The 14,059-nt window shown below is 26.1% G+C and carries 13 protein-coding genes and 2 tRNA genes; 5 read left to right on the top strand and 10 right to left on the bottom strand.

Features of this window, described 5'->3' with window-relative positions; translation table 11 throughout:
* Positions 1-3 precede the first annotated feature (3 nt).
* From JG677_RS02205 to JG677_RS02165, 9 genes are all read right to left on the bottom strand, one after another.
* Positions 4-2,196 carry a RelA/SpoT family protein gene (locus JG677_RS02205; protein ID WP_200284913.1) on the bottom strand — a complete coding sequence of 731 codons (2,193 nt, stop codon included), beginning with the start codon at positions 2,194-2,196 and terminating at the stop codon, positions 4-6.
* Entirely contained in the window at positions 2,183-2,401 is a 219-nt protein-coding gene (locus JG677_RS02200) for a DNA-directed RNA polymerase subunit omega (protein WP_200170109.1), read from the bottom strand. The genes JG677_RS02205 and JG677_RS02200 overlap by 14 nt, the downstream gene beginning before the upstream one ends.
* Before the next feature lie 9 nt (positions 2,402-2,410).
* On the bottom strand, positions 2,411-3,130 hold the full coding sequence (gene pyrH, locus JG677_RS02195) for a UMP kinase (protein ID WP_200170110.1): 720 nt from the start codon (positions 3,128-3,130) through the stop codon (positions 2,411-2,413).
* Between the two features lie 50 nt (positions 3,131-3,180).
* Positions 3,181-4,365 (bottom strand): murein hydrolase activator EnvC family protein, encoded by a 1,185-nt coding sequence (locus JG677_RS02190; protein WP_200170111.1) that lies wholly within the window; start codon positions 4,363-4,365, stop codon positions 3,181-3,183.
* Entirely contained in the window at positions 4,362-5,168 is an 807-nt protein-coding gene (locus JG677_RS02185) for an ABC transporter permease (RefSeq protein WP_200284912.1), read from the bottom strand. The genes JG677_RS02190 and JG677_RS02185 overlap by 4 nt, the downstream gene beginning before the upstream one ends.
* Entirely contained in the window at positions 5,155-5,820 is a 666-nt protein-coding gene (locus JG677_RS02180) for a cell division ATP-binding protein FtsE (protein WP_200170113.1), read from the bottom strand. The genes JG677_RS02185 and JG677_RS02180 overlap by 14 nt, the downstream gene beginning before the upstream one ends.
* A 73-nt stretch (positions 5,821-5,893) precedes the next feature.
* A complete protein-coding gene (gene trmB / locus JG677_RS02175; RefSeq protein WP_200284911.1) occupies positions 5,894-7,069 on the bottom strand; it encodes a tRNA (guanosine(46)-N7)-methyltransferase TrmB in 1,176 nt (391 codons plus the stop codon).
* On the bottom strand, positions 7,069-8,274 hold the full coding sequence (locus JG677_RS02170) for a fibronectin type III domain-containing protein (RefSeq protein ID WP_200284910.1): 1,206 nt from the start codon (positions 8,272-8,274) through the stop codon (positions 7,069-7,071). The genes trmB and JG677_RS02170 overlap by 1 nt, the downstream gene beginning before the upstream one ends.
* Complete coding sequence (locus JG677_RS02165; protein WP_200284909.1) at positions 8,222-9,187, bottom strand: RluA family pseudouridine synthase; 966 nt, start codon at positions 9,185-9,187, stop codon at positions 8,222-8,224. The genes JG677_RS02170 and JG677_RS02165 overlap by 53 nt, the downstream gene beginning before the upstream one ends.
* A 75-nt stretch (positions 9,188-9,262) precedes the next feature.
* Between JG677_RS02165 and JG677_RS02160 the strand changes: the two genes are divergently transcribed.
* Positions 9,263-10,363, top strand: coding sequence for an FtsW/RodA/SpoVE family cell cycle protein (locus JG677_RS02160; RefSeq protein WP_200170117.1), 1,101 nt, complete (start codon positions 9,263-9,265; stop codon positions 10,361-10,363).
* 54 nt (positions 10,364-10,417) lie between these two features.
* Positions 10,418-10,494, top strand: a tRNA-Ile gene (locus JG677_RS02155).
* 304 nt (positions 10,495-10,798) lie between these two features.
* Here the strand turns inward: JG677_RS02155 and JG677_RS02150 are convergent.
* Positions 10,799-10,874: transfer RNA gene (locus tag JG677_RS02150), tRNA-Phe, on the bottom strand.
* A 138-nt stretch (positions 10,875-11,012) separates the two neighbouring features.
* On the opposite strand from JG677_RS02150, the gene JG677_RS02145 reads away from it, so the two are divergent.
* The 3 genes from JG677_RS02145 to fldA all read left to right on the top strand — a co-directional run bounded on the left by JG677_RS02145 (position 11,013) and on the right by fldA (position 13,575).
* Positions 11,013-12,356, top strand: coding sequence for a TrkH family potassium uptake protein (locus tag JG677_RS02145; RefSeq protein ID WP_200170118.1), 1,344 nt, complete (start codon positions 11,013-11,015; stop codon positions 12,354-12,356).
* Positions 12,353-13,003: a potassium channel family protein gene (locus tag JG677_RS02140; protein ID WP_200170119.1), complete on the top strand. Its 651-nt coding sequence runs from the start codon at positions 12,353-12,355 to the stop codon at positions 13,001-13,003. The genes JG677_RS02145 and JG677_RS02140 overlap by 4 nt, the downstream gene beginning before the upstream one ends.
* An 80-nt stretch (positions 13,004-13,083) precedes the next feature.
* A complete protein-coding gene (gene fldA / locus JG677_RS02135; protein ID WP_200284908.1) occupies positions 13,084-13,575 on the top strand; it encodes a flavodoxin FldA in 492 nt (163 codons plus the stop codon).
* The last annotated feature ends 484 nt before the right edge of the window (positions 13,576-14,059 follow it).

Raw genomic sequence — 14,059 nt, 5'->3', positions numbered from 1 at the left:
TTACTATATACACCAACTTTCTTTATATGCATCATTTAAAGATACAAAATCTAAAATTTTACAATGAGTTTTTAATCTATCTTTTATAAGCTCAGGATTAATATCATCTAAAAATTCTATTATAATTTCAAAATAATCTACAATAGAACTTTTCTCATTAAATAAATTAATTTTTAATAAATTTATTTGCATTTTAGCAAGTAAAGCCAAAAATTCAGCTAAAGCACCTTTTTTATTCTCCAAAGAAAAGAGAAGTTTATAACTTTTTGGAATTTTAGCATCCCATTTTATAAAAACCATATCTTTATTTTCTTCAAGCATCTTATCAGCTCTTTCACAAAATTTATGATGAACCATAGCATTTCCAGAATGAACAAAAGCCATTATAGAGTCTCCATATTTTGGATGGCAACAATAGTCAAATTCTATATTTGAAATTTTATGATTTGAATAAAGAATAAAATTCCCTATCTTTTGCTCTTTAATCTCGTATTTATCAAACCAATAAGATTTTTTTGCATATTTTTTAAGCCCATTAACAATATCTTGCAAATATACTTTATCATTAGAAGCTTGTCTTATCCTTCTTTTTAGATTCTCTTTTTCAATCCAATTTTCAATCTGATTTTTAGAAGTTCCAAAAATAAAACATAAAATATTAATTACATTAATAAGATTAATTTCTCTTGATTTTTGTTTACAAAATTCCCTTATACTAGCTTTTGCTTTTCCAGTTTTTACACTATCTATCCAAGAACAACGATAAAATTTTTCATCACTTGTTATGATATGAACAATATCCCCATTCTTAAGTTCTGTTAAAAGCGGAACCTTGATTCGATTTACATAAGCACTTTTTGCGTGAAGTCCTATTTTAGTATGTATTTCATAAGCAAAATCAAGAGCAGTTGCTCCACGTGGTAAAGTAAAAATTTCTCCTTTAGGAGAATAAACGGCTATATCTTCAACATATAAGCTATCTTTAGCATATTCATAAAGCTCTATTGCACTATAATCTTGCGAATTTAAAACTTCATTTGAAGAAAGATCATTTATCCAATCAAGTTTAGGCACAGCTACATTTCCCTCTTTATATCTCCAATGAGCTGCTATTCCATATTCTGCAATTTTATGCATATCAAAAGTTCTAATTTGTGCTTCAATAATATTTTTTGTATCAAACAAAGTTGTATGCAATGTTTGATATCCATTTTGTTTTGGCAAAGCTATATAATCTTTAAAACGAGAAATTAAAGGATTAAAATGTGTATGTAAAATCCCCAAAGCAAGATAACAATCACTTACTTTTTCTACTAAAATTCTAACACCTAATAAATCCAAAACTTCCTCAATACCTATACCTTTTCTTTGCATCTTAAGATATATAGAATAACTATGTTTAATGCGTTTTTGAATTTCAAAACTTCCCTGTCTAAAACCATTGTTTAAAAATAAAAGTTCTATTTTAGAAATAAATTCATTAAGACCAAGTTGCATATGTTGATTATTAGAATTAATATAGCGATTAATTTGATTATATTCATCTGGCATTAAATATTTAAAGCTTAAATCTTCAAGATGATTTTTAATACTTGAAATTCCAAGTCTATGAGCAATAGGAGCATAAACAACTAATGTTTCTTCGCTAATTCTTTTTTGCTTTTCACTTCTTAAAGCATCTAGAGTAAGCATATTGTGAAGTCTATCACAAAGCTTTACAACCAAGACTCCAACATCTTCAATTCCTGCTAAAAGCATATTTCTAAATGTCAAAGCTGATTTAGTTAAATTTTGTTTAGATTTTGAACTAATAAGATTATCTTCTCTAATCTCAATAATTTTAGTAAGCCCTAAAACAAGTTTTAAAACCTCAGAACCAAATTTTTCTTCTAATTCTTCTTCTGTGCAGTAAGTATCCTCAATCACATCGTGAAGTAAAGCAGCAATTACACAAGACTTATTATCACTTAAAAAAGCTACCAAAGCAGCTACCAAAATAGGATGTACAGCATAAGGTTCCCCACTTTTTCGTACTTGCCCTTTATGATAAGTGATACAACAATTTACTGCTTTTTCCAATATAGAATCAGGTTTAAAAATAGCATAAAGAAGCTCTTTTGCTTCTTCAAGATTTTTACAATTTTTAACTTGTTCTATTAGTTTTTCAAGTAGTAATTCTTCATCAATTAACTTCAACTAAACCCTCTAAGGTAATTTTATCATTTGCAATTTCATATAAAGCAATATCTGTTAATTTTACTTTATTTTTATCAAGTTCAACTAAACAAGTAGCACCATTAGCTAATTGTTCCGCTCTTTTTGCAACAACTAAAGATAGTCTATAACGATCATTATTCATCTTTTTTAAAGCTTTGGCAGTAATTTCTTCAATCCTTAACATTTTTATCCTTTAATTTTTTACTATAGAACAAAGACTAGTATCGCCTTGTATTATTTTTAACAAATTTCCCTCTTTAAACATATTGCACACTACAATAGGTAAAGCATTATCTTTTGCTAAAGCAATTGCAGTATCATCCATTACTTTTATATTATCCTGCATTGCTTCATCATAATTTAGAGTATTTAAAAATTTTGCATCTTCGAATTTATTTGGATCTTTATCATAAATTCCATCAACTTTAGTAGCTTTAATAACCATATGAGCATCAATTTCAACAGCTCTTAAAATAGCAGTTGTATCGGTAGTAAAATAAGGGTTTCCAGTTCCTGCAGCAAAAATTACAACACGACCTTTTTCTAAATGTCTTTGAGCTCTTCTCATGATATAAGTTTCACAAAAAGCTTCCATTTGTATAGCACTTTGAACTCTAACATCAAGTCCATAGCTTTCTAACGCTTCTTGAATTGCAATAGCATTAATAACCGTTGCAAGCATTCCCATATGATCAGCGCTTGTTCTTTTAATAAGACCACCTTTTGATGCAGAAACACCTCTTATTATATTGCCTCCACCTATAACAATACCAACTTCAATTTGATTTTGAATTAAAGTTTTAATTTCTGCAGCAATGAATTTTAAAATAGAATTTTCAATTCCAAAGCCATTTTCCCCAGCCAAAGCTTCTCCTGAAAATTTTACTAAAACTCTTTTTTTATCTTGATGCATTTTTCCTCCTTAAACTTATAAAATTATATTTTAACTTCTATTAAAATTAGCTAATTTAAACTAATAAGCTCTAACGGATTAATATGGAAATTTTCTTGAGTAACTTCAAAAGTTAAATCATTTTTAATTCTCCCAACAACCGAACCCTTTTTAACATTTTTTCCTACTTTGATTGTTGGCGCTATTTTGTCTAAATGTGCATAAATAGTATGAATACCATTACTATGTTCTATAATAACAACCCTTTGAAGCATAGAAGTATCCTTAGCAAATACAACTTTGCCATCTAAAACACTTCGAACCGTTGCATCACTTTTTGTACTTCTTAATATAACGTTTTCATTAAAAATTTTTATATTATATATAGGATCTAAATAATTACCAAACTTTTGTTTTACAGTAAAAGAGTCTAAAGGAGCTATAGTTTTTTTTCCAGTATATTTTTTAATATTGCCACCTTGATAACTTGAGCCAAGTTGTCTGATAGCTTGCTGATTATTATTTGAAGGTTTTAACTTATTATCATTTGCTTCTTCTTGTTTTTTACTTTGGATAATTTTTAATTGATTTAAAGTTTTTCTTAATTCTTCTTGTTGAGCTTGCAAATCATCTAATTTTTTAGCATAAATACTTCTATCTGTTTTTTGTTTGTTAATCTCATTAAGTTGATTTTGTTTTAGAAGTTGTAATTTAGTAATTTGTTCATTATAATCTTTAAGACTAAGATTAATTTTTTGAATTTGAGCTTGCTTATCATCAATAAGACGTGTTACATCTTCATAATCTTTTGAAAGTTTAAAGATCTCTTCACCTAAAACTTTATCAAGTCCTCCTAAAACTTCAAAAGCCATAAAGCTTTCTTGGCTCTCTATATAACCCTGTGGAATAGGTAAATCATAGGCAAAATCTTTAGCCATTAAAACTATAAGTTTATTTTCCATTAAAGCTTTACTTTTAAGTAATTCTTTGTTTTGAGAAGCTAAAGTTTGAAGCTCTTGATTTTGTGTTTTAGCATTAGCTTCTAATTTATTTGTTTGCAAACTTAAGGTTTGAATTTGATTATTTAGTTCTTTTAATTTTTTTTCTCCATTTAAAATATCATTTGCTAAATCTTCTAATTTTTTATTAAGTTGTTCTTGAATTCTTTTATTGCTTTCTAAATTTTTAGTTTTTTCTGAAATTTCATTAGCAAATAAACTTAAAAAACAAAAAAAAAGAAAAAAGATTTTTTTCATTTTTTAACCTTAAACATTACAGAATTAACACAAATTAAGCAAATTAACAAAGTAAAAATAAAAATTCCGCTTAAATGTAAAATAAAATTAATTTTAGGTAAAATAAGGTCAATAGAATTTAAACTTTCTTGTATAAATGAAAAATTATAAATTTGTGTAAAAAATATAAGCAAAATTAAATATGCAATTAAACAATCAATTAAAACAATTTTATAAAGCATAAAAGATCTAAACCAAAATGGCGCACCAAATAAACACATAATCTCAACTCTTTGTGTATGCTCATAAAGCCATATTCTCATTTGTTTTAAAAATAACACAAATGAAAGCAAGATAATAATACACATAAAAAACCAAAATATCACTTTAATAAAAACAAGCAAAGAATATATTTTATCGTGGGTCTTTGAAAAAGTTTCAACCTTATTAATTCCAGGTATTGTTAAAAGATTGGTCTTAATTTGCACTAATTCCTCTTGAGTTGGAAGATAATCAAGCTTAAGGGTATAAAATTTTGGCAAAGAAGCTCTTAAAGTTTTTAAATTTTTATCTGAAATATCATTTTTAAGTCTCTCAATAAGTTTTTTAGGATCTAAAGCTTCTACTGATATCACAGATGTAATTTTGGTTTTAATCAAATTCTGACTTAATTCATTTGAACTAGTTACTATAATATTGTATTCTTTGTTTAAAACTTGTTCATAATGTTTTAAAGTAGCATTAGTTAACAAAATAAACTCAAAAGCAAACATCATAAAAAGTAAAGGTAATATTAAAGATAAGTGTGTTTTAAAAAATTTCATTCATTTTTCCATTTTCTATATTAAATCTTCTGTAATTAAGCCTTAAATTACTTGGGATTCTATGTGTAACAACTACTACACAAGTTCCTAAAAGCTCTCTAGCTGATTTTAAAAGAGTCCAAATAATATCAGATGAATACTCGTCCAAATTTCCAGTTGGCTCATCACAAAGCAAAAGCTTAGGATTATGAGCCAACGCTCTTGCCATAGCAACACGTTGCTGTTCGCCTCCTGAAAGTTGATCTGGTTTTTTATCTGCTTTAAAAGTCAAATTTACATGCTTTAAAAGTTTAGTTGCTTGTTCTTGACATATTTTTTTACTATAACCTTTTATCATAAGAGGAAGCATAACATTTTTTTCAACACTAAATTCTTTAATTAAGCGATAATCTTGAAAAATAATACCTATTTTTTGTCTTAATTTTAAAAGTTCTAAATTTCCTATTTTTTTCATACTACTTCCGCAAATTTCAAGCTGACCTGAAAGCAAATCTAAATCTCCATAAAATGATTTTAAAAGCGTACTTTTACCACTTCCACTTTTACCTGTAATAAAAACAAAGTCATCATCTTTAAAAGCAAAACTTGCTTCTTTAATCACTAACTCATCATAACCCAAAGATAATTTTTGTGCTTTTATAAGGTCAGACATTAATTTTCCTTAAAAATAAAAAATTCGAATAAAACATTTTGCTTTATTTTCACTTAAAATTCAAGAAAATAATTTATTTTTTATGATAAATTATTTTTTTAAATTCTTCTATGGCTTTTAAATTCTCTAAAGTTTTAAAAGGAGTTTTAAATACAAAATAACACTCATCTCCTAAAAAAATATAAGTATGTTCTGGTTTATTAAAAGCTCCAAAGGCTATTTTTACAACCAAACCATTTAAAGTAGAATAAAAATTTTCAATATGAAGAAAAAAATCTTTATATTTAAATGTTTTATTTTTAAAAACATTTAAAGAATTTAATTGTTCTTTGGAAAAATAGATTGATTTTAAATCAAAATCTATAATATTTTTTTCTTGTTCACAAAAATTAAGATCACAAACAATCAAATCATAAATATCTTTATTTTGTTTTTTCCACCTGTCTTCATATTTACTTGAAATTTTTAAATCTTCATTCTTTTTTATAGTAAATTTTGGACTTATAAATTCCAAAAAAATATTTAAACTATATTTAAAATACTCATAACTATCCGTCCTAAGTTCAAATGTCCCTTTGCTTTTAAGCACTCTAGCACATTCTTTAGAAAATGCCTCGCTCATTACTCTACGATGTGGTTTTTTATCCCAAGGAACAGGAAAATGTAAAAAAATCCTATCAATGCTTTGTTTTTGTAAAACACTTAATAATAATCTTGCATCACTTTGTATCAATAAAATATTATTTATTTCTTGACTTAAAGCAAGTTTAGCAACCTGCTCTATAGCTGGGATATATATTTCTATACCTAAAATCAAAACATCTTGATGGGTTTTAGCTTGATAAAGCAAATGTCTTCCTGAGCCAAAACCTATTTCTATATAAATTTTCTTATAATTTTGTAATTTTTCAAAAACTTCATTAAAATCATATGCTATTAAAGGAATTTTTTTATCTAAAGCATTTTTTTTAAAAGCAAAAGATTCGCTCACAATATCATTGCAAAAATTTTCTTTAAAACATAATAAAGCCTTTTGTACATACGTTATTTTAGATGGTTTAGAATGCTTGTCAGCTTTAATGATAAAATTTTTATCATCTTGTTTGATTTGTAAAAAAAAACTTTCTTCTTCTACTTTTGTAAAAATTAAAATAATATTTTCATTATGTGCTTTCCATAAAAATTCTACTCCATTGCTACAAAAAGGCAACGTTAATTCTTTAATTGTTTTAGTTTTAAAATTTGGCATTATTGAGCTGCTTTTACTTTTTTAGAAGGTTCAGACTCTAAACCTTGATTATCAATAGAAATAACTTCATAAGTATATTCTACCCCTGGTAAAGCTTTAATATCTCTAAGTTTTTTTTCTTTAAGACCTTTAAAAATAGCAGTACTACCACCACCATATCTTTTTACCATATATTCAACTGCTCTATTATCATTATCTATCCATTCAACTTCAATTGCACCATCTTTAATTTGTGCAAGTATAATACTTGGAGCCAAAGGGTCTCCTAAAGTTTTTCCCTCTATAGCATTTTTTGGCATAGGACTTTCAAGTCCATCTTTATCTACTATAGTTACTTTATAATACTTACTTTTGTTTTTTCCATTTACTATATCTTCATAATTATTATCTTGAGTTTTTGCAAGCAAAGTATAAGGTAAGAAGCTTGAACTTGTAGAATAAATCTTATAATAAGAAAAATCTTTATAATCACTTTTATCCCAATTTAATAAAATTTTATTTACCTGATCAAAACTTGCACTTAGGGAAGTAACCTCTGGTGGTAAAGCCTTTGAATTTGAATTTAAAATATCGCTTGGCTCACTTTTTACGCCATCAAAGCTTAATGCAAAAATTCTATAAGTAAAATTTTCATTTGGCTTTAAATTATCATCTATATATTCTGCATTTAAACGATTTTTAACTTCTGCTATTTTTTTAAACTCTCCTTCTCCTTCTTTCATTCTTTCGATAATATAAAAATTTACACGCAAATCAGGATGAGGACGCCAAATAAGCTTAATACGATTTGGCAAATTTGTAATAGCCTCAGCAAAAGGAATTTTTTCAAGACGTGGCATAGTATAAACTTCTATTACTTTACCTTCTTCTGAAATATGACCTTGATCATTAAAACTTCTTAAGCTATAGAAATATTTAGTATTTGGATCTAATTTTGTATCAACAAAATGTGTTTGAAATTTATCTTTAATTGTAGCAACAATTTTAAAATTTGGTTCACTATCGCTGGCACGATAAAGATAAAATCCAGCTATATTTTGATCATATAAAGGATCCCACTCAAAACCTATACTACTCATTTCACTAATACTTTTTAAATTTTCTATTTTTGGTAGAGATTCGTTAATTAAAACTTCTTTTGCTTTTATAATATCAAACAAAAGAATTAAACAAAGAAAATAAAGTTTGAGCTGAAATTTTTTCATCTAATTCTCCTAAAGTGTATTTTTTCAATAAATTATTTTTAAAATCATCCATCAAAGGAGCGTTAATAAATAACATTTTCTTTGTTCTTGGATGAATAAAATATAAAATATAAGCATGAAGCATAACTCTTAAGTCATCTTTTCCTTTATATCCATATAAATAATCTCCTAAAATATAACGATTTAAACTTGCTAAATGTGCTCTTATTTGATGCGTTCTTCCTGTAAAAAGCTTCGCTCCAATTAAGCAAAATTCATCATTGATCATTAAATTAACAAAAGCACTTTTTGCATTTTTTGCACCTGCCAAATCTTCATTTATAGCTATTTTCTTAATTGGATTGCTAGGAGATCTTATTAAAAATTTCTCTATTATTATTTTATCTTGTTTTAAAGGTAAATTAATTAATGCAAGATAAATTCTACCCATAGATTTATCTTTTAATTGATCGCTTAAAATTTTATGAGAGTAATTATTTTTTGCAACAATTATCGCTCCACTTGTTTGTTTATCTAATCTATGTACAAGACCTGCTCTAAGCTCACCTCCTAAATTTGAAAGAGTATAATTTTTTTGCATAAGCCAATCAACCAAAGTAGCTTCTTTAACACTTTTTGCCCCATGGACGACTAAATAAGGAGGTTTATTTAATACTATTACATCATCATCTTCATATAAAATATCTATATCAAAATCTATCTCATATTTAAGTTTCTTTTCTTGTAAAATTACTTCTTTAATATCAACTATATCTCCTATTTTTAGCTTGAAAGAATTTTTAGTTTGAATTTTTTGATTAACTAAAACATAACCATTTTTAATGAGTAAAGCTACTTGATTACGACTTTGTTCTAAGCTTTTACTTAGAAAAATATCCAAACGAGTATCATTGCTTACTAAAAAATTTTGCATTATTTTTTTAAAACCCTTTGTAAAATTAAAGAATTTTAACATATAATTCAATATATTAAAATTATAAGGCTAATTTTGTTTAAACTAGATAGACGTATTTTAACACATTTTGACTATATTCAACCTATTTTAATTTTGCCTATTATACTAATATCATTTTTTCTTGTATTTGAAGCAAATACTTTTTTAGCTGAAAAACAATTTATTTATACTTGTGTAGGATTTTTAGCTTTTAGCTTTTTTTTTCTTTTGCCACTTAGAAAGCTAATATGGCTTATACCTGTATTTTATTGGCTTAATATCGCTTTGCTTTTGAGCGTAGATATTTTTGGAGTTGAAAAACTTGGAGCCAAAAGATGGCTTGAAATTCCCTTTACGCATTTTACTATTCAACCTTCTGAAATATTTAAACCTTTTTTTATTTTAATGCTTGCTTATCTTATCCACCAAAATCCTCCATCAAGAAATGGCTACAATGTCAAGCAATTTTTAAAACTAAGCTTTTATATACTTTTACCTTTTTTGCTTATTACCAAAGAACCGGATTTAGGAACTGCTACAATATTACTTATAGTTGGTTTTGGAATACTTTTTATCATTGGAGTAAATTATAAAATTTGGCTTAGTATTTTTTTAGCATTGTCTTTAAGTTCTCCTTTAATTTATACTCATTTTTTAAAACCGTATCAAAAACAAAGAATTCACGATTTCTTATCAGAAAAACCGAGTTATCAAGTTGTTCAATCAATGATAGCTATAGGCAATGGAGGATTAACTGGAAAAACTTATGAAGAAGCTACTCAAACTCATTTTAAATTCTTGCCTATTTCTACGAGTGATTTTATATTTGCATATATGATAGAAAGATTTGGATTTTTAGGAGGTCTTGTCTTAATCATACTTTATATTTTACTTATACTTCATCTTTTAAGCTTAAATTATAAACTTAAAGAAGATTATTTTGCTAGAGTGGCCATTAATGCTGTAGCACTTTTTATTTTTATCTATGCGGCGGTTAATATTTCTATGACTATAGGTTTTGCTCCCGTAGTTGGAGTTCCTTTACCATTTTTTAGCCACGGTGGAAGCTCTTTTACAACCTTTATGGTTTTTTTTGGAATTTTACAACATTTAATTACTTTTAGATTTTTTTGGACACAAAAAATCAAAAAATAAAATATTTTTAAGAAATTTTAATTATAATTACAACTTCATTTTTAATAAAATAACGGATTTATAGCTCAGTTGGTTAGAGCAACCGGCTCATAACCGGTTGGTCGCAGGTTCGAGTCCTGCTAAATCCACCACTATCTCTCTATCAGCTAGTAAAATAAATTTATTATAGAAACTCTAATAGATTTTTAACTAAAACTTAAATTAATTATCTACATAATAAATTCTTAAAAATTAAAAAAATCTAGTAATACAAAAAAATATTTTTACTTGCTTATCTTTTTGTCTCTATTTTTTTGAAAAATAAAAATTTTATAAAAATAAATAGTGTTATAATTATTTAAATTACCAATAAAAAATAAAATGATTTAAATTTATATCTTAAAAAATTTATTAAGAAATAAAGAAAAGGAATATTTTTACATATGAAGAAAAAAATGGTGGTTAGAGGCAGAATCGAACTGCCGACACGCAGATTTTCAGTCTGCTGCTCTACCGACTGAGCTATCCAACCATTTCCGAAAATTTTTCATAGAATGTAATTCTATCTTTTTATCTTTAATATAACTTTAAATTTTATTTTTATTTTTATTAAAGTTTTAGAAGCTAGAATTACAAGATTTATTAAATTTAAAACTTAAATGAGGTTTTATTGAAACAATTCGGACTTGATAGACGTACTTTCAAAATATTATTAATTGGTTATATTATTATTGCTTTGATAGGAGCTTTATTTTTATTGTGTAATTGGGCTCATACAAAACCTATCAGTTTTTTAGATGCTTTTTTCATAAGTACTTCAGCTGTTAGTATGACTGGGCTTGTAACTAAAAATATTGCAACTGATTTTACAATTTACGGGCAAATTATTATTTTAACTCTTATACAAATTGGTGGATTAGGTTACGTAGGAATAGGACTTTTAGTTTATATTTTAATTAGAAAAAAAGTAAGTTTTGACGGTAAAAATTTATTAAGAGAAACTTTGCTTTACCCATCTATGGATGGTTTATTTAAATTCTTTAAAAAAGTTTTATTATTTATTATTGCTATAGAATTATGCGGAGCTTTATTATTAACTTTACGCTTTGCTCTAGATATGAACTTTTTAAAAGCTTTATGGTTTGGTTTATTTCACTCTATAAGTGCATTTAATAATGCTGGTTTCACCATCATTAAAACAGGGCTTGCAGATTATAAAAATGATTTGGCTATAAATTTTATTATCACAACCTTAATTATTATTGGAGGTTTGGGGTATTTTGTTTTAATTGAACTTTATTTTTTTCAAAAAAAACGATTACAAAATCTTAGCTTACATGCCAAAATCGTTATTATTGCAACAATATTTTTAATTTTATTTTCAACTTTTATCATCTTTACTTTTGAATACTCTAACGCCAAAACAATAGGAAATTTCTCTTTTTTTGATAAATTACTTGCTTCATACTTTACAGCAATTAATTATAGAACAGCAGGATTTTCAATGCTTGATTTAGGTGGTTTAAGAGATGCTAGTTTGTTTTTTGGTTCTTTATTTATGGTAATAGGTGGAGCACCAGGAGGAACTGCTGGAGGGATGAAAGTTACTACCATAGTTGTATTATTGATCTATGCTTATTGGTCTATTAAAAATGGTCGTGTAAGAATTTTTAATTATGAAATTCCACAAGAAACTATCAATAAAGCTTTTATTATTGCTATTGGTTCAGCTGTTTATATCATCGTATGCGTAATTTTGCTTTCTTTATTAAATCCAGATATACGTTTTATTGCCCTATTATTTGAAACTTCTTCAGCATTTGCTACGGTCGGAGTTTCAGTGGGAGATGGGGGATCACTTTCTTTAAGTGCTTTATTAAATGAGCCAAGTAAAATCATATTAATTATTTTAATGATTAGTGGAAGAATAGGGGTTTTTGCATTTTTACTTTCTGTATTTAACAAAGATAAAACTATGTATATCAAATATCCAGAAGGAAGGATAAATTTATGAAAAATATTACTTATGGGATTATTGGATTAGGAAAATTTGGTTCAGTTGTTGCTGAAGAATTAATTTCTCAAGGGCATACTGTTATTGTTGCAGATAAAGATGAAGAAGCTTTAAAAAATATCCAAAATTCTACAAATTATGCTTATATTTTAGATTCTGCTAATACCACAGCTCTTAAAGAAGCTGGTTTTCATGAAGCTGAAATTGTTATTGTAAGTATTGGAGAAAATGTTGAAAAAAGTATTTTAACCTTAATGGCTCTTAAAGACATAGGAGTAAATACTATTATTGCAAAAGCAACTTCTGCTATGCATGGTCAAATTCTTTCTAAATTAGGAGCATCTAAAGTTATATATCCAGAAAAAGAAAGCGCAAAAAGACTTGTAAAAGAATTTCTTTTACGTTCAACAGATTTCGAAATTTTTGATTTATCTGCTAATACAATACGTGCCATTAAAATGATAGTAGATGATAAAATGGCAGGAAATTCACTTAAGCATATAGCACAAAATATGAAAATAATTGCTTATAAAAAATCAAATGGAGCTTGGGAAATAATGCCAGATCTTGAAACAATTATTGCTTATAGTGGCGATGTTGTAATCTTACTTGGAACAAGTAAAGAATTAAAAAATTTTGAATATTAATAATTAATATTAATATTCAAAAACTTAACAAAATTATGATAAAATACCATATATAATTTAAAAATTTTAAAGGAGATAAAATGTCAATAGCAATAGTTTATGGAAGCTCAATGGGAAATACTGAAGGTGCTGCAAATACAATTGCTTCAAAACTTGGAATTAATGATGTTTTTAATATCAGTGATATTGATGCTGATAAAATAAATTCTTATGATAAAATTCTTTTTGGAACATCAACTTGGGGAAGTGGTGATTTACAAGATGATTGGGATAGTTTTGATTTTTCAGCTTTAAATCTTTCAGGTAAAACTGTAGCGGTTTTTGGTATGGGTGATAGCGAAAGTTATTCTGACACATTTTGTAGTGGTATGGGAAAATTAGCCGAAAATTTAAAAAATGCTGGAGCGAATTTAGTAGGTGAAGTTTCAACTAATGGTTATACTTTTGAAGCAAGCGAAGCTGTAGTTGATGGTAAATTTGTAGGACTTGCATTAGACAATGACAATCAAGAAGATCAAACAGAATCAAGAATTGATGCTTGGGTTGAGCAAATTAAACCTTATTTTTCTTAATCTCATTAAAGTTTGCAAAAATGCAAACTTTAAATAATTTTCAATTTAAATTATATATTATTTGAAACTATATTAACAAAATTCTAATCAATTGCAAAGTAAATAAAATATCAAAAGTTTTAAAAATTTAATTTTATACTTTTGCTACTATATTATTTATTTTTAAATTTTTGATTGTAAAAATACTACTTTTTATATTAATTATTAAATTTGTCTTCAATAAGCTTAAAAAATAAAATATTATTTATATAAAATTTCTAATTAATAAGTTTTTAAAAACTATTCTTAATGTAACTTATTTTTCTAAGATTATTGCAAAAAATACTTGAATTTATATAATTTCCCCTTAAAAGAAAATCTACAAAAAAATTAAAAATAAATTGTATTTTAGCTACTTTAAATTTTGAATTTTTGAATATTTCAACAAGTCAAAAATAAGTTTCTTATCTAAAATTTAATATTTTTTACTTATCAATCTTTAAAA

This window comes from Campylobacter sp. TTU-622, from assembly GCF_016598965.1.
In the GTDB taxonomy this organism is placed as follows: domain Bacteria; phylum Campylobacterota; class Campylobacteria; order Campylobacterales; family Campylobacteraceae; genus Campylobacter_D.
Note: the sequence above shows the minus strand (reverse complement) of the source record. Positions and strands in the feature narration are given on the sequence as shown.

Bases quoted from the DNA above. Each gene is read 5' to 3' on its own strand.
- JG677_RS02140 (WP_200170119.1), top strand. From the start codon at position 12,353: ATGAAAAATATTACTTATGGGATTATTGGATTAGGAAAATTTGGTTCA.
- JG677_RS02170 (WP_200284910.1), bottom strand. From the start codon at position 8,274: ATGAAAAAATTTCAGCTCAAACTTTATTTTCTTTGTTTAATTCTTTTG.
- JG677_RS02200 (WP_200170109.1), bottom strand. From the start codon at position 2,401: ATGTTAAGGATTGAAGAAATTACTGCCAAAGCTTTAAAAAAGATGAAT.
- fldA (WP_200284908.1), top strand. From the start codon at position 13,084: ATGTCAATAGCAATAGTTTATGGAAGCTCAATGGGAAATACTGAAGGT.
- JG677_RS02190 (WP_200170111.1), bottom strand. From the start codon at position 4,365: ATGAAAAAAATCTTTTTTCTTTTTTTTTGTTTTTTAAGTTTATTTGCT.
- JG677_RS02185 (WP_200284912.1), bottom strand. From the start codon at position 5,168: ATGAAATTTTTTAAAACACACTTATCTTTAATATTACCTTTACTTTTT.
- pyrH (WP_200170110.1), bottom strand. From the start codon at position 3,130: ATGCATCAAGATAAAAAAAGAGTTTTAGTAAAATTTTCAGGAGAAGCT.
- trmB (WP_200284911.1), bottom strand. From the start codon at position 7,069: ATGCCAAATTTTAAAACTAAAACAATTAAAGAATTAACGTTGCCTTTT.
- JG677_RS02165 (WP_200284909.1), bottom strand. From the start codon at position 9,187: ATGCAAAATTTTTTAGTAAGCAATGATACTCGTTTGGATATTTTTCTA.
- JG677_RS02180 (WP_200170113.1), bottom strand. From the start codon at position 5,820: ATGTCTGACCTTATAAAAGCACAAAAATTATCTTTGGGTTATGATGAG.